The sequence below is a fragment of the uncultured Chloroflexus sp. genome (genome assembly GCF_938091255.1).
In the GTDB taxonomy this organism is placed as follows: domain Bacteria; phylum Chloroflexota; class Chloroflexia; order Chloroflexales; family Chloroflexaceae; genus Chloroflexus.
This window is the reverse complement of the sequence record NZ_CALLJH010000021.1, coordinates 16,816-38,029: the sequence shown is the minus strand read 5'-3', so window position 1 is coordinate 38,029 and position 21,214 is coordinate 16,816. Positions and strand designations below refer to the sequence as shown.

Below are 21,214 nucleotides of genomic sequence, written 5' to 3'. Positions count from 1 at the left end.
ATACGTGAACATCAGGCACCATGATGGATAGCTGAAAAATGGCTGATGTGAGTGCGAATCGAGAGCAGTATTGCGTTTATTGCGGTTGCATTGCGGCTTTAGCCCGCCGGCTTCGTTTGAAGATGGCAGTTTGGCTGCCAATTGGGTTGCTAACTGCCGATCAAGCCCACATCGCCGCTCTCAATCACGCTCACTGCGCCGGAAGGTTCGCGCACGAGCAACGCACCGCTGCGCGTGACATCTATTGCTTCGCCGTGGATTGTTCCACTACCGGTCGTGATCGTGACCATCTGGCCAAGGGTAAGCAAACGGCTGCGCCACGCCTCCCACAACCGATCGCTATCACCATGCTGCAACTGGCGGAACCAGAAGTCATACTGGCGTAGCAATACCTGCAATAGCCTGAGCCGATCAATGTCCGGCGCACCGGCAATGGTCAAGGCTGTTGCGGGGTATAAAGTGGCTTGCGGATCAGGCGCGGCGCTCACATTGATCCCGCAGCCAATAATGGCCCACGCTAGCGTACCGTTATCCCAGCCGCCTTCGAGCAGGATGCCGGCGGTTTTAGCCCAGCCGGCGGGTGTCTGCACCAATACGTCATTTGGCCATTTCAACCCAGCGCGCAGCGGCGTTTCTGCTTCGATCGTTTCGAGCAACGCTACTGCCGCTAGCCAAATTAGGGCGGTGGGCGTTGTCGTGACGGCAGTTGGCGGGTGGAGGCCGAGCGAAAAGAGCAGCGCGCTGCCCGACGGTGCGACCCAACGCCGACCAAGCCGGCCCCGGCCCGCCGTTTGCTCTTCAGCAACAATCAATACCGGCAAGGCACTCGGTGGCAGGGTTGCGATGGCAGTACGCGCCAGATCCATCGTCGAGCCAACCTGTTCGTAACAGTGAATGGTGACTGGCAGGGTCGCGCCGGGTGCTAAACCGGCGCGAATAGCGTTAGCATCAAGCATACGTTTCTCTTGCCCGTGATGGCGAAAATGAAAAATCGCTAAAAATCCACCAAATGGTATGGACGCAGTAACAATTTTTCGTTATACTACTCACTACTGAAGCTATGCACGTACCCCTGCGGGTGCTCACCTCTTCGCAGCGGAAAGGATTCGCGTATGATCACATTTATCCTACTGGCGGCATTCATCCTCATTGCCGGAGGATTGTTCATTTCGCTGCGTCGGGTGCAGCCTGAGCCGATCCGGGTTCGGGTCCGCGATCGTAATTTGCCGCGCCGTCTGCGCCGCTAACTGTTCCCTATTGTACCGCAGCTTTGCGCGCCGCGCCTCCCCTCGCGTTGAGGGTTGGCGTGGTTGTGTTTTTAGGGAACTTTTTCCTTACTGGGAACGTCTCTTGAACCGGAATGTCAGTGCAGGTGTTGCCGGAGGGAGGATGCCGCATGCAGACAAGGCGTGCGTGGCGTTGGCTCGTGGTAGCGATGGTTTTAGTGGTGATAGGGCCGGCATGGCTGGCGCCAGCGGCTGCCCAGAATGCCGATGTAACGCTGACCGTGCGGCCCGCATTTCAAGGCTTTGCGCGCGCTAGCACATGGCTGCCGGTTGTGATCGAGGTGGCCAACAATGGGGTTGATCGCACGGCGGAAATAGTGGCCGGCACTCCGAATGGGCCGCTTCACAGCGCCATTATTGATTTACCCGGCGGGAGTCGCAAAGGCTTGACGCTCTATCTCCACATACAGGGTACGCCGCGCCAGTTGGGAGTGCGTGTATTGGTAAATGGCGAAGAGATCGCCACGGCGTCAGCGCGCTTGCAACCTGTCAGTGAAGGATTATTGGTAGGTGTCGTTGGTGAGCGGGGCGTGCGCCTTCCGGCCCAACTGGCGGATGGGATAAAAGTTACGAGTGTACCGTTAGCGCTGGCCGACATTCCGGCGGAGGGGTTAGGCTTATCGCCGTTTGATGCGCTGATCTTAACCGATGTCGCAGCCGCTGAATTGGCGCCGGCCCAGCGCAGCGCCTTGCAAGCATGGGTCTTACGCGGCGGGACATTGATTGTGAATGGTGATGCCGGTATCAGTCGCACATTAGCTTTATTGCCGGCTGAGCTAGTTCCGGTAATGCCGGGCAATCTCTTGCCGCCGATCAGCGATCCGCCGCTCACGCCAATGGCGCTAACGCCGCGAAAGGATGCGCAGCACCGCGTTTATCCGCTCACCCTGCCATTGCTTAATAGCCCAACGCCGCTAGCCTTTAACCAGTGGTACGGTGATGGTGCTGTCATTGTGCTCGCGTTCGATCTGGCGACACCGGAATTGAGCAATTGGCCCGGCTGGCGCGAGCTTTGGCAAACCCTCTTGCCGCCGCCGGCGTTCATTCCGTCAGGGATGGCGCTCGGTGCGAAGCTCTATGGGGCGTTTGTTGAAGAGAATCTGGCGAGCGCATTGACGAGCTTGCCGGCGCTTGATCTGCCTTCCATTAACCTGCTTGCCTTGCTGCTCGGCTGCTATCTCATCGTGGTAGGGCCGGTCACATACCTCGTTTTGCGCCGGCTCGATCGGCTAGCGCTCGGTTGGGTGGTGGTGCCGGCGATTACGGTAATCTTTGCAGTCATTGCCTATGGCGTCGGCTTCAACTTGCGCGGCGGCGATGTGATCGTCAGCCAGATCTCATTGATTGATGCCGCTGAGCCGGGGTTGGCGCGCGAACGAGATTTTATTGGTATCTTTTCGCCCGATCGCTCGACCTACCGGTTACGCGCGGTCGGTGAAACGCCGTTGGTGCGCCCGATCACCGTGCAGGGGCCGTGGAGTCCGGGGCCACCAGTTAATGGTCGCTATGTGCAGATAGCGCCTGATGGCCGGGTGGTGGAAGGGTTGAATGTGGCGCAATGGTCGTTGCAATCCGTGATACTTGATCGGATCGTGCCTTCACCCGGCCTTGAGGCGCAGATTACCGTCAATGGCGATCAGGTGCAGGGTGCTGTCATTAACCACAGCGACCACACGCTTGCAGATGTGGCCTTGGTGTATAACGATTATCTCTCGCTGATCGAGACGCTTGCACCGGGCGAACGACGCACGGTGCAGCTCGAGCGGCCTATGCATGCTTTTGAAGGCATCATGCTGAGCTATCTCATTTATGGCCCGAAATTTGACGAGCACGGGCGGGTGGGCCAACCGATACCGCCAGCGTTGCAACTGCGTAGCCGCATCCTTGATGCGTTGTACGGCTATGGCACGAATACGCGCGGCGCGCAGCCATTGGTGCTGGGTTGGTACAGCGACCAAGCAGTGCAACTCGAACCAGTTGATCGACGTGCAATGATGCAGCAGCTTGCCCTGATACGTGGCATTGCTCGGCTCACCATTTCGGGCGAGGTTATGCTGCGCAACAGCTTTGCCGCCTCGTTTGAGCAGTTGAGCAATATGAATAGTCCGTGCTATGCTGATAATAAAATCGGCATAGTGCCGGATGTGCAACCAGCAGTCATACGCTTTGTCTTGCCGCGATCGTTGAACGAGATACAGATCAATTGGTTGCAGTTCGATGTGCGTTCTGATGTCTTCTGGAATGGCCGGATCGAAGTCTACGATTGGAGTCAGGGCCAGTGGGAGGCGCTGTCGAGCGATCCGATAATTCAAAACCTATCCGTTAGTTTTGAACAACCAGCGCGCTTTCTAAACGGCAATGGTGTGATGCGGGTTCGTCTGCAACGGTTCGATCAAGTGCAGAGTTTTTCGTGTGTCTATGTGGATCCGGTCATACAGGGGCGAATGCCATGACGCTGGCGATCGAGACGATTGATCTCACTCACCGCTACAACAAAAAACTGGTTGCGCTTGACCAGCTCAATTTACGGGTGGAACAGGGCTGCATCTACGGCTTTATTGGTCCTAACGGCGCAGGCAAGACCACCACGCTGCGCATTTTGGCCGGCTTGTTGTCTCCTACCAAAGGCGAGGTGCGTCTGCTGGGCGAGCAGTTGACGACGCGCGCTGCGCAACGGCTGGTAGGCTATATGCCTGACTTCTTTGGAGTCTATGACGATCTGCGGGTGTGGGAATACCTCGACTTCTTTGCCCGTTGTTACGGGTTGCGCGGCGCGCGGCTGCGGCAAGTAGTTGATGAGTTGCTCGATTTAGTCGATCTGGCCGGTAAACGTGATGCCTTTGTGCAGACCCTATCGCGCGGGATGCAGCAGCGGCTCTGTCTGGCCCATGCGCTGGTGCATGATCCGCCCGTGTTGCTACTCGATGAACCGGCCAGCGGACTGGATCCGCGAGCGCGGGTGGAGTTGCGTGAACTGCTGCGCACGTTGCGCGATATGGGCAAGACGATTATGCTCAGCTCGCATATACTTAGCGAATTAGCCGAGGTATGCGATGCGATCGGGATTATCGATCACGGGCGGATGATCATTAGCGGGCCGCTGGCCGAGGTGCAGCAGCAGTTAGCGGCTAGCGCGCGGGCGCGGCTGCGTATTGCGCGCGAGCGTGACGTCGTCTTGGCGTTGGCGCTGCTGCAACGCCACCCGCTGGTGAGCGCCGCTAGCGCTGCCGCCGCCGATCCACGGGCGCTGATCATCGACTTCAGCGAGGCGCTTAATGAAGAGCAATGCGCCGCGATTCTCGCTGAATTGGTCAATGCCGGCGTTGCGGTCAGCGAATTCAGCGCGCGCAGCGAAAATCTGGAAGAACTCTTCCTGCGCTTGACGGCAAACACGGGCCAAGCCAATGGTTGAAGCGGGGGCAAACATGCCGGCAATGCCACTCTGTGCTGCTGGCGGACGGTAACACTATCGCTGCCCTTGGGTCGCTTGTCATAATAAGCTATCGGTGAGAATGCGTATGGCAACCCACATTCGTCGGCCACTGCTCAATCCGATACTGGTGCGTGAAGCGCGCACACGCATGCGCGGGTTTCGCCCGTATCTGATCCTGACCGTCTTTTTATTGCTACTGATCCTCAGTACGTTTGGCATTTATCAGTATATGGTGTTTCAGGCCCGCACCGGCATGGTGGTGCTCAGCTCGCATATTGGGCAGGCGCTCTTTAAGGGGTTAGCATTCACCGAGATGTTTTTTATCGTCTTGGTGGCACCGGTCCTCACCAGTGGCGCGATCAGCGGTGAGCGAGAACGGTTGACCTACGATATGTTGCTCGCCACTCCGCTCAAACCCGGCCAGATGCTGGCGGGCAAGCTCATCGGCGTGCTCAGCTATCTCTTGCTGTTGATTGTGGCGTCAATTCCGGTGTTCAGCACGGTGTTAATCTTCGGTGGGGTCGAGCTGCGCACGTTGATTTGGGTAGTTCTGCTGCTAGGCAGCGCCGCGCTCTTTTTTGGCACGATCGGGCTATTCTGTTCATCGCTGTTTGGCCGGACGACGCCGGCAACGATTGCTAGTTATACAATCGTGCTGCTCTTGAGTGGCGTGCCATTGCTGGTTGCGTCAATTTGGCCGCAGTTCAGCAACCCCATGGGGCAAAGCCCGCCGCCATGGCTGCTCTATCTCAATCCGTTTAGCGCGATTGTCGCGGTGACAACCGTCACTCCAACTGCTTTTCAACCCGACATGCCGTTTTTCGGTGTGAACGATCCCTTTATGCTTGTGCCCTTCTTATCGCAGTTTAGTGTCGGCATCGTCCGGTATGCGCCGGAGGGGCCAGTGCTCATGCCAGTCTATCGGGCCACCTTGTTAGGCTTCTGGCTGGGCACCTTTGTCTTGCTCTGGCTCAGCTCACACCTTGCCTTGCCAGCGCGGCGCTGGCGACCACGCTGGAGCGATTTGGGATTTGTGGCGGTGGTAGGTGCGATTGCGCTGTTGATGTGGGTGCGGATCGATTGGTGGTGGATTGTGCCACCGGTGGATCCGTGGCTGGTGCCGATGGAACCGATGCCAGTGCCGATCGATCCAGCGCCGGTGCCGTAGAGGATGTGGTCAAGGCGGAGGCATCTCAAGATTAGGATGACGTAAAGGCGGATGGTCAGGGCGGGTTTCAAACCCGCCCTGACCAGATCCGGCCCTGATCCGCGCTTGGATGTACCTTCAAGGTTGGACAGAACCTATAAGCGTAGGTATGGTTGATGGCTTTAAGATATGCTGGCTCATTCTCATCCTCCAGCCCCTCTCCCACTGGCGCGGGAGAGAGGTTGGAGGGTGAGGGTGTTGAGGCATCTCGCAGCGATCAGGGGGCGGGCGGTGCTACATCAGACTACGCAACACGCCAATCACGCGACCTTGGATGCGCACATTGTTGGGTGAAGTATAGATCGGCTGCATCGTCGAGTTGGCCGGTTGGAGGCGAATGCGGCCATCTTCGCGATAAAACTTCTTGAGCGTGACCGCGTTTTCGTCGATTAACCATGCCGCGACCATCTGGCCGTTCTCAGCCGTCTCTTGCCAGCGCAGCAACACAATATCGCCATCGTCGATCAGCGCATCGATCATTGATTGGCCGCGCACCTTCAGCGCATAGACCCCGTCGAGACGGGTGAGAGGCACCACATCGGCCGGGACCACGATTTGCTCGGCGCGGCTGTGGTCAATCTCTTCGGGGTCGGGCAGGGGCGAACCGGCGGTAATGGTGCCAAGTAAGGGCACGCGCCCGATCTCTTGGCTCAACAGCGCCGGCGACAAACCCGGAATGCTGATCCCGCGCGAAATCTTGTCGTTGCGGATGATCTTGCCCAACCGTTCGAGCACGTCGAGATTGTAGGAAACGACCGAGGTTGATGAGATGTTCAGATCGCGCTGAATATCGCGGATTGATGGCGAGATGCCGTGCGCTTTGATGTAGTTGACAATGTATTCGTAAATATCCGCTTGTCGATCAGACATCTCGCGTCTTCTCATGGCCGCTATCCTTTCATTAGGCCGCGGCCCCGGCGGACTGCGGCAGACAAAACTAGAACTGATGTCGCAATTATAGCTGCCGAACACTTGTTTTGTCAAGTACGTTTGTTCAAGTTTTTGTGATCGGCTAGTATGAGGAGGCTTGCCGGTAGGCAGGTTGCTTCGAGTATAATGCACGGTATGGGAACAATAGCTGTGCCAAATGATCGATTAGCTGCTCAACGTCGCACCCTCCGCATTGCGTGGCTGACGCTGTTTGCGTTTTTAGGGTTGTTTTTGGCCCTCGTCACGCTGGTAGCACTGAGTGCGCGGCAGTGGTATCTTGCCGCGACTGATACGCAGAAGGCGACATTGGTTGTGCGGAGTCTCAATGAGAGTATCGTCTGGCAGCCGGCAGGCCGGACGATCTTTCAGGGTACGCGCGATCAGCAAGAGCTGGGCGAAGGCGATGTGTTGCGCGCTTTGCCGAACGCTGGATATGGGCAAGTGGCCTCTTTGCGCCTTTTTGAAGGCAGCCAGCTCGATTTGTGGGCTGGCGCTGAATTGCGCTTGACCGAACTTCGCACCACCCGCTGGTATAGTGGCGCTTTGCAGGTCACACTGGAACAGACCAGCGGGTATGTGCGGTACGATTTACGCGCCGATCAGCCGTTTCAAACGGTGCGCTTTACCGTATTGGTTGGCGATGCGCGGGTCGAGTTTACTCCCGGCGGCAGTTATAGCATTGACCTGTACCCGCCTGAACGGCGCGTTATCCGCAGTGATGGCCGGCCAGCACTGATCGCCGATATTGCGGTGCGTGCCGGCAGTGCGATTGTGAATGGGGTCGTGGGCCAGCCGGTGCGATTGGCCGCCGGCCAGCGCGTTGAGGTGGATCCGGCCGGATTGCCCGGTCTGCCGGTGCCGGCACGCTGGGAGTTGATCCGTGATGGCGGGTTTTCCCTCTTTTCTGAGATGGAATATAACAATACCACCCGCGCCGATGATCCAACATTGCCGCGCGCGACAACATGGCAAGTCTCAGGGACGCCGAATTTGCCGCTGCCCGAACGGGGCTTCTTCCGATTGGCCATGATTTGCCGTCCGCCAAATCCAACACTGAGCTGCCCGCCGGAAGACCGGCGTACTGCGGCGTGGTTTTACCGAACGGGCGGGCAAGTCAACGGCTTTGTGACCAGTATTCGCCAGTTGTTAGGGGTGAATGGCGCCGGTGTTGATGTGTCCGAGTTCCGCTCGCTGGTCTTTTCACTCTGGGGTAGGATCGATTATCAGTCATTATTGGCCGCTGGCGATCGTGGCACTGAATGCCCGATTATGATCCGGATTGTGGCCCGCCGCAGTAGTCCCGCCGATCCTGACGAAGAGCGGGTGGTGTGTCTTTATACGGCAGCCAGCGATCAGGATTTGCGGGTGCGCGCCGATGGGATCTTTTATCAGCGGGTTGATCCAGAAACGTGGACGCGCTTTCAAGTTGATCTGCGCGATAAGGGGTGGTTGCCCGATTACCGCTATTTGCGCAGCGTTGAAATTTATGCCAATGGGCACGATTACGATGCGCGGGTAGTGGATGTGTCGTTGGTCGGGACGCAATAACGGCAAGATGATGCTCTATCATGGCGTTGATGTGGTTGAAGTGGCCCGAATCCGTCACACGGCGCTGCGCTATGGCCAGCGCTTTCTTGCTCGGGTCTATACTGCCGCCGAGCAGGCTGATTGCGTATCCGCTGACGGTATGCTGCGTTTCGAGGCGTTGGCGGCGCGGTGGGCAGCTAAGGAAGCGTGTGCCAAGGCCCTAGGAATCGGGTTGCGTGGCTTGGGCGCGCTAGCTGTTGCTGATCGTCCGCGCGCCGGGCTTCTTGAGATTGAGGTCGTGCGTGATGCGGCGGGCCGGCCTGTGTTGCGGCTGGCGGGGATCGCGGCGCAGACGGCGGCTGCCTTGCGGATTGAAACGCTGGCGGTGAGTCTGTCGCATACCGCTGATCTGGCGCTGGCTAGCGTCGTGGCATGGGGATTGTAGGTTCCTTTACCCAGATCTATGTGGTGGAGTGGCGCATGGAATCTGCTTTGCCGTTCGTGGTGACAGCGGCCCAGATGCGCGCCGCCGAAGAAGCGGCGGTGGCCGCCGGCAGCGATTGGGCCGTGTTAATGGAGCGCGCCGGTACTGGGGTGGCGCAAGCTGCGCTCGCTTATCTCACACCGTTGGCCGGGCGCACGGTGCTGGCGCTAGTTGGCCCCGGCAACAATGGTGGCGATGCGCTGGTCACTGCTCGCCATTTGGCCGATGCCGGTGCGCAGGTGACACTCTACTGCTGGCGGCGCAACCGGGTTGATGATAACTTGCTGGCATGCCGCGCGCGCGGCATCCGTGAATTGCACGCGGCTGATGATGTGGATGGGGCGCTGCTTACGGCTGCGCTCGCCGAAGCAACGTTAGTGGTTGATGGTCTGCTCGGCACCGGCGCCCGCCCGCCAGCATCTGATCTGGCTGCGATCATTACCGCTGTCAACGCTGCTCGCGCGCAGCGTGTCGATCTACGCGTTGTGGCGATCGATCTGCCGAGCGGCGTTGCGGCCGATGATGGTCAGGTGGCGACCGTTGCCATCCGTGCCGATCTGACGGTGGCGACCGGTTTGCTCAAGCGGGGGTTATTGCTCTGGCCCGGACGAGGCTATGCCGGTACGATAGTGGTAGCACCGATTGGTTTAGGCTTATTAGATGAGGCAGTGACAATGAGTGAATTGTTGACGGCAACCCAAGCCCGCTCATTTCTGCCGGCGCGTCCGGCCGATGCGCACAAGGGTGTATTTGGTAAGGTGCTGGTGCTAGCCGGTTCGATCAATTACCCCGGCGCCGCAGTGCTAGCGTGCGCCGGCGCACAACGTGCGGGCGCCGGTTTAGTCACCTTAGCGACTGGGCGTAATGTGTTGGCGCTGGCCAAGGTTCCGCCGGAAGTGACCTTGCTACCAGTGGCCGAAGGCGATTGGGGTGCGATCGGGCCGGTAGCGATTGATGAGCTAGCCGAAGATTTGCCTCGTTACCAAGCGTTGTTGATCGGGCCGGGGTTAGGCCAAGCTGAGGCGACCCGCCAATTGGTGCTGCGTTTATTTGGCCTTGATCAGGTGCGTAGCCGGGCGCGAGTGGGGTTTGTCGCGGTGGGGGAGTCGATAGCTCATTTGCCACAGAAAACGGTTGAATTGCCGCCCACGGTGATCGATGCCGATGGCCTCAATTTATTGGCGAGCGCCAGCGGCTGGTTCGAGCGGTTGTCACCCGAACGTTGTGTGTTGACGCCGCACCCCGGCGAGATGCGCCGTTTGCTCGGGGTGACCGAATTGCCGCCGGACGCGGTGGCGACGGCAGCGGAGGCGGCCCAGCGCTGGCGGCAGACGGTGGTGCTTAAGGGGGCGACGACGGTGATAGCAGCACCCGATGGCCACACCCTGATCCACGATGGCGCTAATCCGGCCTTGGCGACCGCCGGTTCGGGTGACGTGCTAGCCGGTATCATCGCCGGGTTGATGGCGCAAGGGTGCGCGCCGTTCGCCGCTGCGGCGTTAGGTGTCTACCTGCACGGCGCTGCCGGGGCCAAGGCTCGCGCAGCAATGGGTGATGCTGGCGTGGTGGCCGGCGATCTGTTACCATTCGTGCCACAAGCGATCCGTGAATTGCGCGCAGGCTGAAGCGCTGTGCAAGGTGGGAAAGGAATGGCCGTGATGCGCATGGTTGATATTATTGCCGCCAAACGTGACGGCAGAGCATTGACGACGGCTGAAATTGATTGGGTTGTCAAAGGATATGCTGCCGGTGAGATTCCCGACTATCAGATGGCGGCGCTAGCGATGGCGATTGTGCTGCGCGGCATGGACGATCGCGAGACGGCTGATCTAACCATGGCCATGGCCCGTAGCGGCGATATGCTCGATCTGCACGATATTGCTCCGCTGACCGTCGATAAGCATTCGACCGGCGGCGTCGGCGATAAGACTACGCTGGTGCTGGCGCCGTTGGTGTCGGCAGTTGGCTTGCCGATGGCCAAGATGAGCGGTCGCGGCCTAGGGTTTAGCGGCGGTACGATTGATAAACTGGAGAGCATTCCCGGTTTTCGCACCAACCTGAGCGCCGAAGAGTTTCGCCGCGCCGTGCGTGAGTTGGGTGTGGTCGTTGCTGCGCAGAGCGGCGATCTAGCACCGGCGGATAAAAAACTCTACGCTTTGCGCGACGTGACTGCCACGGTTGAGTCGATCCCGCTGATTGCTGCTAGCGTGATGAGCAAGAAGCTGGCGGCGGGGGCTGATTGTATCGTGCTTGACGTTAAATACGGGCAAGGCGCATTTATGCGCACGATCGACGATGCGCGCCGGCTGGCCCGAACGATGGTGGCGATTGGCCGCCACGCTGGGCGCAAGGTGGCCGCTGTGCTCAGCAGTATGCAGCAACCGCTCGGCTTCGCGATCGGCAATGCGCTCGAAGTGCGCGAAGCCGTCGCGGCCCTGCGCGGGACGGGGCCGGACGATTTGGTCGAGTTGTGTCTGGTATTGGGCAGTGAGCTGGTGCGAATGGCTGGGGTGCGGGCCGATGCCGATTCAGCGCGGCCAATGCTCGTCGAAGCGTTGCGCAGTGGCGCGGCGTGGGCGAAGTTTCGGGCTATGGTCGTCAATCAGGGTGGCGATCCGGCAGTGATTGACGAACCGGAGCGGTTGCCTGCGGCGCCGGTGCAGGTCGAGCTGCCGGCGCCACGGACCGGATTCGTTACCGCGATTGATGGGCAGGCGTTGGGTTTGGCAGTGAATGCGCTTGGCGGTGGCCGGTCACGAAAAGAAGACACGATTGATCACGCGGTTGGGTTGGTCTTGCGGGCGAAGGTTGGGATGCGCGTTGCTGCCGGCGATCCGCTCCTCACCATCCATGCGGCGCGCCAGAGCGATGTTGAGGCAGTTGCCGAGCAGTTGCGCACCGCCTATACTATTCATGACGCGCTGCCACCGCCGCTGCCGTTGGTTGAAGAGATTATTCGCTAAGGTGATGGCTTAGCAACAGATGTTTGGAACCAGTACAGGGTATAATTCTAGCAGTTTGTCGAGCAACGTTTCGGTGAGCAATGATCTTTGATGTCATTGTGGGGGCGCCACCCGACAGCAATCTTCCGCTCAGGCGGGAGGCTATCTCGCTGGTGCGGGAAATTGCGTCGCTGCGCAGGCAATGCACCACATTGCCTCTACGCGCGGCTTGCAATGACAGGCGGAAAGCGGTGCGCAATCACGTAGAAATCATCGATCGTGAGGCTAGCTATGCCGATCTACGAATACTTCTGTCCTGCTTGCAACGGCCAATTCCAAAAGTTAGTGCGCGGGTTTAGCGATCCGCCCGGTTTGGCTTGCCCACGTTGCGGCAATACCGAGGTTCGCCGCGCCATTTCGCGCTTTGCTACCCTGAAGTCGGAAGATGACCGGATTGAGTCGTTAGCCGATCCATCCAACTTTATGGGGCTAGACGAGAGCGATCCCCGTTCGATTGCCCGCTGGGCCAAGCGTTTGGGTAAAGAGTTAGGCGAAGACGCTGGCGAAGATTGGGATGAGATGGTCGATCAGATGCTCGAAGAGGAGCTGAGCGGCAAACAGGACGATGAGGAAGGCAGCTCGTCGGCCAAGCCCGATAATCTCGGTTGGGCGTGACCGTCTATTTGCATAAAAGACAATCTAACGGTATTATAAAGCAAAGTCGCTTCTAGAATGAACGGTCGAGTATGCGCATCCTCTTCTACACCGGCAAGGGCGGCGTCGGTAAAACCAGTGTGGCAGCGGCTAGCGCTCTCCGCTGCGCCCAACTTGGGTATCGGACTATCGTGCTCTCGACCGATGCGGCCCACTCGCTGGGCGATTCGCTCGGCGTAGATTTGCGCGCCGAACCGATCCAAGTGGTGCCGAATCTGTGGGCGCAAGAGATTAACGCCCTCCACGAGCTTGAGTCGAGCTGGGGGGTGGTATCACGTTATTTAGCCGATCTGTTGGCGTGGCAAGGGGTTGAAACGATCGCCCAAGGTGAGCTGTCGGTCATTCCCGGCACCGAAGAACTCTTCAGCCTGCTCCAGATCAAGCGCCATTACGACGAAGGCAAGTATGACGTGATTGTGGTTGATGCCGCTCCCACCGGCGAGACGCTGCGCTTGCTGTCATTGCCCGATGTGATGCGGTGGTGGATTGCCCGCCTCTTCCCGATTGCGCGGACTTTGTTGCGGGTGGTGCGTCCGGTGGCGCGGCGGGTGACTGATATGCCGATCGCCGATGACGATGTGCTGGCGTCGGCGCAGCAGGCGATCGATGCGTTGATCGATGTGCGCCAGTTGTTGACCGACCACCAGATTTGTACGGCGCGGATCGTGATGAACCTCGAGAAGATGGTGATCCGCGAGGCGCAACGTTCGCTGACCTATCTTAGTCTGTTCGGCTACGCAGTTGATGCGATCATCGTCAACCGGATTCTGCCGCCCGAAGTTGACGCTCACTTTGGCCAATGGCGGGCAATGCAGCAGCGATATGCGCCGATGGTCGAGGAGATGTTTGAGCCGTTGCCGATTTTGCGCGTGCCCCACTTCTCGCAAGAGATTGTCGGGGTCGAGTTGCTTTCCCAATTGGCCGACCATCTCTTCGGCAAACACGATCCGGCGGCTTTCCTCTATCAAGGCCCAACCCAACGGCTGGAAAAGACTCCCGATGGCTACGATTTGATTGTACCGTTACCGTTTGCCTCTGAGGATCAAGTTCATCTGGCGCAGAGCGATGACGAGCTGCTGATTTCGGTCGGCTGGCACCGCCATCGCATTGTGTTGCCGCAATCGTTGGCTCGTTTGCGTGCCCAAGATGCCTTCTTCGAGGATTCATCGCTACGGGTGATCTTCCGGCGCGAAGCGGCTGCATAGGAGGGGCAGCAACGCTCTGCTCTTCTTATGTTGCCGCAATGGGCAAGTTGCTCTCGTTCCGTTGGTATGGTATACTAGCCGTCAGTGCGCCCCAAGGGCGCAATTTCGTGTGTAGTTCTGGGAAGAGGGATCGCTATGGCCAGCAAAAAGGGTAACCGCATCGTGATCAAGCTGAAGAGCACCGAGAGCGGCCATACCTATACTACCGAGAAGAACCGGCGCAACGATCCGAGCCGCCTCGAGTTGCGCAAGTATGATCCGATTGTCCGCCGTCACGTGGTGTACCGCGAGACCAAGTAGGGGCAGAGCAGCGTTCTGCCAACAGCATGGGCAGAGCAGCGCTCTTCCAACAGCATGGGCAGAGCAGCGCTCTGCCCATACACATTTAAGTTTAAGTATAATGATCCGCTTGTTGCGCATTGTGCTCCTTGCCGCCTTTGAAACGACACTGGTTGCGCTGCCGTTGCTAGCGCTCGCAGCGATAGCGTTGCCGTGGCCGGGATTGTTTGGCGCAGTGCTGCTCGGTTGGCTGGCCGATGGCGCGGCGCGTCGTCTGTGCCATCCATTCCACTATTTGCCGCTGGTGTTGGCGCCGCTGCTTGCCGCCACCGGCTTGCTGTGGCTAGCGATTGGTGGTGATCCGCTGGCGTTGTGGCCAGCCTTGTTGCCGGGCCAACCCCAAAGTGGTCTCGCATACGTGGCAGCGCTGGTTGCGTTTTTTCTGACGTGGCGGGGGGCTGGGTTAGAGAGCCACGATAGTGCGACTATACTCACTTTTGCCGGCAGAGGGATGATTGCCGCGATCGCGTCGCTGCTAGTTGGGCCGTTGGTGCGCGCTGGCGCTGCTGTACCCGCCGATGCGCTGCTGACGTATGTAGCGGTAGCGATTGGCACTGGTCTTGGTTCGTTGGCGCTATCGCATGTGATCGAAACTTCTGCCAATCGGACGGTGGACGGGCGCTGGAGCCTTCTCTTGCTAGGAGTAGTTGGCAGCGTGTTGGCGATCGGTGCCGCGTTGACGGCGCTGCTCAGCGGTGAGGCGGCGCTCGACGGCGTAGTCAACCTGCTGCGTTTTATGCTCTTGCCATTGGCGCTGATTGGGGCGGTGCTAGTCTATCTGTTCACCGTGATCTTTGGTGATCTGATTCGCGCCCTCGTGGCGTTGTTGGGGCAGGCGCTGGCCCAGATGAACCTCCGCCCTGAACCGCCGCCGGTGACCGATACGGCGCCGATCGACGATGCCGCCATCGAGACGGTGATCGCCTTGGCGCAACAAGCAACCTTCTGGCTAGCGTTGATCCCGCTAGCGGTGTTGCTGGTCTTGCTGATCTGGTGGCGGCGGCGCGCGCGCCGGGTTGAAACTGATGAAGAGCGCGAGTCGCTCGATGTCGGCCAAAGTCTGCTGGCCGATGTGCGCGATCTACTTGGGGCGCTGCGCAATCCGTTTCAGCGCCGGTTGAGCGGGTTGCAAGCGGCACTGGCAGCTTTGCGTGGCGCTGATCCGGTGACGCGGGTGCGCCGTGCCTATATTCAGGTGCTGCTGGCGTTAGAGGAGCGCGGCTTACGCCGGCCACCAGCGCAGACGCCATCTGAGTGGTATACAACAGTAGCGCCAACCTTGCCCGATCCCGCGCCGCTCGCTGAGCTTACCGCCATCTACGAGCGGGCGCGTTACCAACCTAGCGGCGTCGCACCAGCCGATGCCGCTATCGCCGAGCAAGCCTCCCAGACGGTACGCCAGTAGGGGCGCCCAGCCGAGCGCCCCCGCTTCAGCGTCTTTACTCCACCGTCACGCTTTTAGCGAGGTTACGCGGTTGATCGACATCGCACCCGCGCAACACTGCGACGTGATAGGCGAAGATTTGCAATGGGATCACGTTCAGCACCGGCTGCAAGAGCGGCAAAGTTGCAGGGATACCGATCATGTGATTGGCCTTTTCGGCCAGCAGCGCATCGCCGGCGTGACCAATCGCGATCACCTGCCCGTGGCGGGCACGCACCTGCTCGACGTTGCTGATCATCTTTTCGTAGATGTGGTCACGCGGCGCAATGCAGATCACCGGCATATTCTCGTCGATCAGCGCGATCGGGCCATGCTTCATCTCGCCCGCCGGGTAGCCCTCGGCGTGAATGTAGCTAATCTCTTTCAGCTTGAGCGCGCCCTCAAGTGCGATTGGATAGTTGATCTGGCGGCCAAGGAAGAGCGCGTTGCTCACCCGGTGGTAGCGTTCAGCCAGCTCGATGCAGATCGGCGTCGCCAGCTCGATCGTCTGCGCCGCCTTACCGGGCAGCTCGATCAACGCCTGAATATGCTCGCGGATCTGGGCCGGTGTGAGGGTGCCTCGCGCTTGCGCCAGCCGCAGTGCGAACAGGTAAGCGACCACCAGCATCGAGGTAAAGGCTTTGGTCGAAGCGACCCCGATCTCAGGGCCAGCATGCAGATAGATCGGGCCGCCGTCGGCCACGCGGGCCGCTTGGCTACCGATCGCGTTGACAATCGCCACGCTTGGCGCGCCCTGCGCGCGCGCCTCTTCCATCGCCGCCAGCGTATCAACCGTCTCGCCGCTTTGGGTGAACGCCAGCAATAAGGTATCGCGCTCACCATCACTCTGCAAGATTGGCCCGCGATACCGGAACTCGCTGGCGTAATCGACTTCAACCCGCACCCCGGCAAGACGCTCAATCAAAAATTTCGCCACCAGCGCCGCATGCCACGCCGTACCGCACGCGGTAGCGTAAACCCGGCGCACCCGGCGTAGATCGTCATCGCTCAGACGCAGATCCGCTAGCTCGATCCGTCCGCGCTCTTGGTCGATCCGGCCCCGTAGCGCATCCATCAGCGCGCGCGGCTGCTCGGCAATCTCCTTCTGCATAAAGTGGCGATAATCGCCTTTGGCCGCCGCTACCGGATCCCACGCAATCGTGTGGGTGGGCCGCTCGACCGGGGTGCCGTCAAGGCGGGTGATAGTGACACTGTGGCGGCGCACGACGGCAACATCGCGATCTTCGAGGAAGATCAAGGTACGGGTGTAGTCAAGGATGGCCGGAATATCCGAGGCGATAAACTGTTCGTCCTCGCCGAGACCGATCGCCACGCCGCCGGCATTGCCGAGTCGCGCCGCCACCAGCGTATCGGGTTCGTGGATCGAGAAGGCCACAATCGCGTTGCCGCCGCGCAGCTCGCTAAGAGTCTGGCGTACCGCAGTGACCAGATCGTGGCTATCGCGGTAGTAATGACCGATCAGTTTCGCGATCACCTCGGTGTCGGTTTGCGACTCAAACTGGTAGCCGAGTTCGAGCAACCGTCCTTTAAGACTGAGATAATTCTCGACAATGCCATTTTGAATCACCACAATCGTGCCACTGGCGTCGCGGTGCGGATGGGCATTGATCTCGGTCACACTACCATGGGTTGCCCAACGGGTATGGCCGATCCCGATCTGGCCGTGGGTTGGTTGGGCGACCAGCCGCTGTTGCAAATTGCTCAGTTTGCCAACACTGCGGCGCAATTGCAAACCGAGGTCGGGATCGTAGATCGCGATGCCAGCGGAGTCGTAGCCGCGATATTCGAGCCGTTGCAAGCCATTAATTACGACGGTAGTCGCCTCGCGTGGTCCAACATACCCAACAATACCGCACATAGTTCGAACTCCTACATAAATTCATGGCAGCATCAACCGGCAGGCGTAGACAATCCACTGCACCTCATGCAGCAGAACGCAGCAAACCAAGCCTGCGGTGACACAGCTTACCCGGATAGACAGATTGGGATGGGGGAAATGCTATGTGGCGGGTCGCTGCCGATGGCTCTGCCCTAGCCCGTCACCGGGAGGTGTTACCCCATCAGCTTGCCGGTGGCACCCTGCACCGGGGAGGCTTCCGCTGATCACTCGATGTTCCGGGCGGCTGGCGCCCGTTAGCTCCGGCTCGCGCCGGGAACCTCCATCCTCGTCAACTTCGCCGGTAGGCGAAGCCCATGCGCTTCATTGTCTAAAGACGTGTTATTGCTCTACCCTCCCGGCTGCGCCCCCGCACAGCCCTAGCCAGCCAATCTTGATGCCCGGAGTATATCACACTCCGGGCGGTCGGGTAATGACAGTTTGCTTATGTAGGGGCTAACGGTTAAATCATCATCCCCAAGCCAATAAAGAGTGCGGCGGTGCCAATGACGATCACCGTCGCCATGATACGGGCAGGGCGACCACAGGCTGGCGGCGTTTCGGCCAGCGCCAGATTGGCCATCATCACGCTAATGATGCTAAAGGCTACCAGCGCCAGAAACGGAATCTTCACAAAGCTCAGCGCGCCGGGAATATTGATGTAATCGAACGCGCAGGGCACCACGCCGGCGCAAGGGGCAGGCGGAATAATCAGCATCACCATCAGATAATGGTAGAGCGAAACGGCGATGCCGGCCAGCGCCAGCGGTAGCGCATAGAGGTAAACCTTGCGATCATCACGCCAAATTCCGACAAAGAGAATAAGCACCAACGGATACATCAAAATCCGCTGATACCAACACAATTCGCAGGGAATCCAGCGCAAGACTTCGCTAAAAAACAGGCTGCCGGCAGTCGCGATCATCGCAGCGAGCAAGGCGATATGCCGGCAGCTCAGGCTCAGCCAATCAAGCAAGCTGAACTTGGTTGCGGTGGTAATAGTCATTGATTGAGCGCGATCCATAGAGTACTCCGCTTGGATTGATACAACGCGTTTGCATTGTATCATGGGATATTGCTTGAAGTGGCATCTAAGCAAGTGTATACTAGAAGGTAATATTGCGATATGGCGGGCGGGTGGTTTCCTTTTCGATACCTCTCGGCGTAGTCACATGGATGAACGCTGGAACGCCGCACAAACCCGTTTGCTCGCCGACGTAGGCGTCTTGTTCATCTCACTTAACCAACTCGAGGCGTTTCAGCACGTTGCCCGCCGTTTAGTGCCATTATTGGGCGATTGGTGCGCGATCATCATTCGCGACGAACATCAGCAGGCGCGCCGAGTTGCGATGGCATGCGCCGATCCCCGCCAACAGCCGCTAGCCGATCAGCTTGTCCAAGCCGATCCATTGGTGGATCCTGCCTCTGCCCCGGCCCAAGTGCTGCGGAGCGGGCAACTTGTGTTGCTGGCCGATCTTCCCGACAACTACAGCGAACAACCAGCGTTTTCGCTGGCGTACCGCGCAATTATGCTGCAAGTCCGGCCCCGCCACCTGCTCTGCGTGCCAATGCGCGCTCGCGATCAGGTCAATGGAGTGTTGGTCTTGAATTTCACCGATGCTTCGGGCCGCCGCTTTACGCAAAACGATATTGACTTTGCGACGGAACTGGCTCAACGCATGGCGCTGGCGGTAGAAAATGTCATTCTGTATCGCTCAATGCAACGCCGGCTCAACCAGTTGTTGTTGGTGCAGCGGGTGGCCGGGTTGGTCAATTCGGCGTTACAAACCGAAATGCTCTGCCAACTCGTGGTGCGCCAATTACATTCAGTGTTCGGCTATCAGTTGGTCAGCATTTATTTATTGCATGATGGCGCATTGCGTTTGCAAGCAGTCGTTGGTTATGATCAAGTATTGCCGGTCATACAATTGGACGAAGGCGTATCCGGGAGAGTTATGCGCACCGGCAAGGCCGAGTTTGTGCGCGATGCCAGCCTTGATCCCGATTTCATCGAGGTGCGGCCGGGCACGACCCAGTGCATTGTTGTGCCCCTCCGTTACGCTGAAGGCACGCCGGCTGGCGTGATTATTGTTGAGTCAACCGGCAATCCTCCGCTTGACGATGAAGATTTCTTTTTGTTATCGCTACTCGCCGATCAAGTTAGTGTCGCATTATTAAACTCGTTTCTCTTTGCCCGCATGCTGGAAACCTTCGAGCGGTTTCGTTCATTGATCGAATTGGCCGGCAACGTGATTATCTGTCTCACTCCCAACTTGCGCATCACCGAATTCAACCGCATGGCCGAACAGGTCTTTGGCCGCACTCGCGGTGAGATGATCGGAGCTGATTATCCGTCTGCGTTGCTATCAGAAGCGGAACAGCCATTGTTTGCGGCACTCGTGCGCGAGGTGATGAGCAGCGGCAATAGCCGTTCGTTTGAAACGACGTCGGTGATGCAGGGGCATAAGCGCTGGTTATTCTGGACGATCACGTGCCGGCGGCAGTTGAATGGCGACGTTGCCGAACTGTTGCTGGTTTGTCAAGATCTGACCGAACAGCGCGAAAAGTCGTTGGAGTTACTGAACTACGAGCGGCGGTTACAAGCGCTCGAACGGTTAGAGAGTATGGGGGTGATGGCGGGCGGGATTGCCCACGATTTTAACAATCTGATCAACATTATTATTGGTAATGCTCATCTGTTGCAGACGGCATCCACGATCGAACCGTTCGCCCAGCAGAGTCTGCGCCATCTGTTAAGCGCTGCCCATCAAGCCGGTGATCTAGCGCATCAACTGCTGAATTTTGCCGGAGAAGATTGCCTACAGGTAGAGCGTTTGCAACTCAATCAATTGATTGACGAAACCTTGCCAATGTTGCAGTTGTCACTAGGATCACAGGTAGACGTGCGGCTTGATCTGGCACCGGAGTTGCCGGAAGTCATAGCTGATCCAGTGCAACTCCGGCAGGTGTTGATGAATCTGGTGATCAATGCCTACGAAGCATTGCCGGAGCGCAGCGGCTGCATTAGTATTCAGACTCGCCAGCGCATCCTCGACACCGATACGTTACATCGCTTACTGCCGCCGCACCAGTTATTGCCCGGCGAGTATGTGGTGATGTCGGTACGTGATAACGGGATTGGCATTGATCCAGCGATTCGCCAGCGCATTTTTGACCCCTTCTTCACCACCAAAACGCATGGCCATGGCCTCGGCCTAGCGGGTGTGCTCAACATTGTCCGCCGGCACGGCGGTGCATTAGAAGTTGAAAGCCAGCTCGGCAGCGGTAGCGTCTTTACCGTTTGGCTTGCGCCACAGCCGGCTGCGGCAAGAGAACGCTCTCCGTTCCCTGCCGAAAGCGACGCCGGGCCGTTGGTGCTGGTGATTGATGACAACGATGAAGTGCGCTCGTTGATCGAACGGATGCTAATCCACGCCGGGTATCGGGTGAAAGCGGTGGCCAGCGGCGGTGAAGCGCTCGAACTCGTGGATCCCGATAGCGAGATTGCATGCGCGCTGGTTGATCTTACGCTGGCCGATACCAATGGGTATGACATCTGTCGCCGGATCGCCGCGCGTGATGGACGTGTTCCACTAGCCCTGATCAGCGGCTACCCAGTTGATGCGAGCCATTTAGGAGATGGGCCGGTGGTGGCCACACTGCAAAAGCCTTTCCGAGCCGAGGCGCTGCTCGAGTTGGTACAACGGCTGATCCGAATGCGTGAGACGTCGTTGTCTTGAATCAAACGCCAGCTATTTGTCAGCTTTCATTTATTGACATGCCTTGCCGGCAACGGTATAGTAAATTGTCAGACAAAATTATGTGAT

17 protein-coding genes are annotated in these 21,214 nt (G+C 58.7%); 13 read left to right on the top strand and 4 right to left on the bottom strand.

The features are described 5' to 3' along the window. Nucleotides 1-149: 149 nt before the first annotated feature. Entirely contained in the window at nucleotides 150-956 is an 807-nt protein-coding gene (locus Q1A00_RS08245) for a biotin--[acetyl-CoA-carboxylase] ligase (RefSeq protein WP_298405533.1), read from the bottom strand. Nucleotides 957-1,112: 156 nt separating this feature from the next. On the opposite strand from Q1A00_RS08245, the gene Q1A00_RS08240 reads away from it, so the two are divergent. From Q1A00_RS08240 to Q1A00_RS08225, 4 genes are all read left to right on the top strand, one after another. Further along, nucleotides 1,113-1,247, top strand: coding sequence for a hypothetical protein (locus Q1A00_RS08240; RefSeq protein ID WP_298405530.1), 135 nt, complete (start codon nucleotides 1,113-1,115; stop codon nucleotides 1,245-1,247). 149 nt (nucleotides 1,248-1,396) lie between these two features. Beyond that, nucleotides 1,397-3,739 carry a hypothetical protein gene (locus Q1A00_RS08235; RefSeq protein WP_299756188.1) on the top strand — a complete coding sequence of 781 codons (2,343 nt, stop codon included), beginning with the start codon at nucleotides 1,397-1,399 and terminating at the stop codon, nucleotides 3,737-3,739. After that, complete coding sequence (locus Q1A00_RS08230; protein WP_298405524.1) at nucleotides 3,736-4,698, top strand: ABC transporter ATP-binding protein; 963 nt, start codon at nucleotides 3,736-3,738, stop codon at nucleotides 4,696-4,698. Before Q1A00_RS08235 ends, Q1A00_RS08230 begins: the two co-directional genes overlap by 4 nt. A gap of 106 nt (nucleotides 4,699-4,804) precedes the next feature. Then, nucleotides 4,805-5,887, top strand: a complete 1,083-nt coding sequence (locus Q1A00_RS08225) for an ABC transporter permease subunit (protein WP_298405521.1) — start codon at nucleotides 4,805-4,807, stop codon at nucleotides 5,885-5,887. 273 nt (nucleotides 5,888-6,160) lie between these two features. Here Q1A00_RS08225 and lexA read toward each other — a convergent pair whose 3' ends face one another. Further along, on the bottom strand, nucleotides 6,161-6,811 hold the full coding sequence (lexA, locus tag Q1A00_RS08220; RefSeq protein ID WP_366144857.1) for a transcriptional repressor LexA: 651 nt from the start codon (nucleotides 6,809-6,811) through the stop codon (nucleotides 6,161-6,163). A gap of 195 nt (nucleotides 6,812-7,006) precedes the next feature. On the opposite strand from lexA, the gene Q1A00_RS08215 reads away from it, so the two are divergent. From Q1A00_RS08215 to Q1A00_RS08180, 8 genes are all read left to right on the top strand, one after another. Beyond that, entirely contained in the window at nucleotides 7,007-8,404 is a 1,398-nt protein-coding gene (locus Q1A00_RS08215) for a hypothetical protein (protein ID WP_298405516.1), read from the top strand. Between the two features lie 10 nt (nucleotides 8,405-8,414). Continuing rightward, on the top strand, nucleotides 8,415-8,828 hold the full coding sequence (gene acpS / locus Q1A00_RS08210; protein WP_298405590.1) for a holo-ACP synthase: 414 nt from the start codon (nucleotides 8,415-8,417) through the stop codon (nucleotides 8,826-8,828). 35 nt (nucleotides 8,829-8,863) lie between these two features. Further along, complete coding sequence (locus Q1A00_RS08205) at nucleotides 8,864-10,492, top strand: NAD(P)H-hydrate dehydratase (RefSeq protein ID WP_298405513.1); 1,629 nt, start codon at nucleotides 8,864-8,866, stop codon at nucleotides 10,490-10,492. A gap of 33 nt (nucleotides 10,493-10,525) precedes the next feature. Continuing rightward, nucleotides 10,526-11,830, top strand: coding sequence for a pyrimidine-nucleoside phosphorylase (locus Q1A00_RS08200; RefSeq protein WP_366917419.1), 1,305 nt, complete (start codon nucleotides 10,526-10,528; stop codon nucleotides 11,828-11,830). A 270-nt stretch (nucleotides 11,831-12,100) separates the two neighbouring features. After that, nucleotides 12,101-12,484: a zinc ribbon domain-containing protein gene (locus tag Q1A00_RS08195; RefSeq protein ID WP_298405508.1), complete on the top strand. Its 384-nt coding sequence runs from the start codon at nucleotides 12,101-12,103 to the stop codon at nucleotides 12,482-12,484. A gap of 71 nt (nucleotides 12,485-12,555) precedes the next feature. Beyond that, nucleotides 12,556-13,728, top strand: coding sequence for an ArsA family ATPase (locus Q1A00_RS08190; protein ID WP_298405506.1), 1,173 nt, complete (start codon nucleotides 12,556-12,558; stop codon nucleotides 13,726-13,728). Between the two features lie 135 nt (nucleotides 13,729-13,863). Continuing rightward, nucleotides 13,864-14,028: a 50S ribosomal protein L33 gene (gene rpmG / locus Q1A00_RS08185; protein ID WP_066788233.1), complete on the top strand. Its 165-nt coding sequence runs from the start codon at nucleotides 13,864-13,866 to the stop codon at nucleotides 14,026-14,028. Between the two features lie 100 nt (nucleotides 14,029-14,128). Continuing rightward, nucleotides 14,129-15,472 (top strand): DUF4129 domain-containing protein, encoded by a 1,344-nt coding sequence (locus Q1A00_RS08180; RefSeq protein ID WP_299756177.1) that lies wholly within the window; start codon nucleotides 14,129-14,131, stop codon nucleotides 15,470-15,472. Nucleotides 15,473-15,506: 34 nt separating this feature from the next. Here Q1A00_RS08180 and glmS read toward each other — a convergent pair whose 3' ends face one another. Both glmS and Q1A00_RS08170 read right to left on the bottom strand, forming a co-directional pair. Continuing rightward, entirely contained in the window at nucleotides 15,507-17,369 is a 1,863-nt protein-coding gene (gene glmS / locus Q1A00_RS08175) for a glutamine--fructose-6-phosphate transaminase (isomerizing) (protein ID WP_298405498.1), read from the bottom strand. A 481-nt stretch (nucleotides 17,370-17,850) separates the two neighbouring features. Further along, nucleotides 17,851-18,411: a disulfide oxidoreductase gene (locus Q1A00_RS08170; RefSeq protein WP_298490378.1), complete on the bottom strand. Its 561-nt coding sequence runs from the start codon at nucleotides 18,409-18,411 to the stop codon at nucleotides 17,851-17,853. 148 nt (nucleotides 18,412-18,559) lie between these two features. On the opposite strand from Q1A00_RS08170, the gene Q1A00_RS08165 reads away from it, so the two are divergent. Further along, complete coding sequence (locus tag Q1A00_RS08165; RefSeq protein ID WP_299756173.1) at nucleotides 18,560-21,127, top strand: GAF domain-containing protein; 2,568 nt, start codon at nucleotides 18,560-18,562, stop codon at nucleotides 21,125-21,127. The last annotated feature ends 87 nt before the right edge of the window (nucleotides 21,128-21,214 follow it).

What these genes read in the sequence shown, in the direction of transcription:
- Q1A00_RS08240 (WP_298405530.1), top strand. Translation starts at nt 1,113, where the DNA reads ATGATCACATTTATCCTACTGGCGGCATTCATCCTCATTGCCGGAGGA.
- acpS (WP_298405590.1), top strand. Translation starts at nt 8,415, where the DNA reads ATGCTCTATCATGGCGTTGATGTGGTTGAAGTGGCCCGAATCCGTCAC.
- Q1A00_RS08200 (WP_366917419.1), top strand. Translation starts at nt 10,526, where the DNA reads ATGCGCATGGTTGATATTATTGCCGCCAAACGTGACGGCAGAGCATTG.
- Q1A00_RS08195 (WP_298405508.1), top strand. Translation starts at nt 12,101, where the DNA reads ATGCCGATCTACGAATACTTCTGTCCTGCTTGCAACGGCCAATTCCAA.
- Q1A00_RS08205 (WP_298405513.1), top strand. Translation starts at nt 8,864, where the DNA reads ATGGAATCTGCTTTGCCGTTCGTGGTGACAGCGGCCCAGATGCGCGCC.
- Q1A00_RS08235 (WP_299756188.1), top strand. Translation starts at nt 1,397, where the DNA reads ATGCAGACAAGGCGTGCGTGGCGTTGGCTCGTGGTAGCGATGGTTTTA.
- rpmG (WP_066788233.1), top strand. Translation starts at nt 13,864, where the DNA reads ATGGCCAGCAAAAAGGGTAACCGCATCGTGATCAAGCTGAAGAGCACC.
- Q1A00_RS08230 (WP_298405524.1), top strand. Translation starts at nt 3,736, where the DNA reads ATGACGCTGGCGATCGAGACGATTGATCTCACTCACCGCTACAACAAA.
- Q1A00_RS08170 (WP_298490378.1), bottom strand. Translation starts at nt 18,411, where the DNA reads ATGGATCGCGCTCAATCAATGACTATTACCACCGCAACCAAGTTCAGC.
- glmS (WP_298405498.1), bottom strand. Translation starts at nt 17,369, where the DNA reads ATGTGCGGTATTGTTGGGTATGTTGGACCACGCGAGGCGACTACCGTC.
- Q1A00_RS08225 (WP_298405521.1), top strand. Translation starts at nt 4,805, where the DNA reads ATGGCAACCCACATTCGTCGGCCACTGCTCAATCCGATACTGGTGCGT.
- lexA (WP_366144857.1), bottom strand. Translation starts at nt 6,811, where the DNA reads ATGAGAAGACGCGAGATGTCTGATCGACAAGCGGATATTTACGAATAC.
- Q1A00_RS08190 (WP_298405506.1), top strand. Translation starts at nt 12,556, where the DNA reads ATGCGCATCCTCTTCTACACCGGCAAGGGCGGCGTCGGTAAAACCAGT.
- Q1A00_RS08165 (WP_299756173.1), top strand. Translation starts at nt 18,560, where the DNA reads ATGGATGAACGCTGGAACGCCGCACAAACCCGTTTGCTCGCCGACGTA.
- Q1A00_RS08180 (WP_299756177.1), top strand. Translation starts at nt 14,129, where the DNA reads ATGATCCGCTTGTTGCGCATTGTGCTCCTTGCCGCCTTTGAAACGACA.
- Q1A00_RS08245 (WP_298405533.1), bottom strand. Translation starts at nt 956, where the DNA reads ATGCTTGATGCTAACGCTATTCGCGCCGGTTTAGCACCCGGCGCGACC.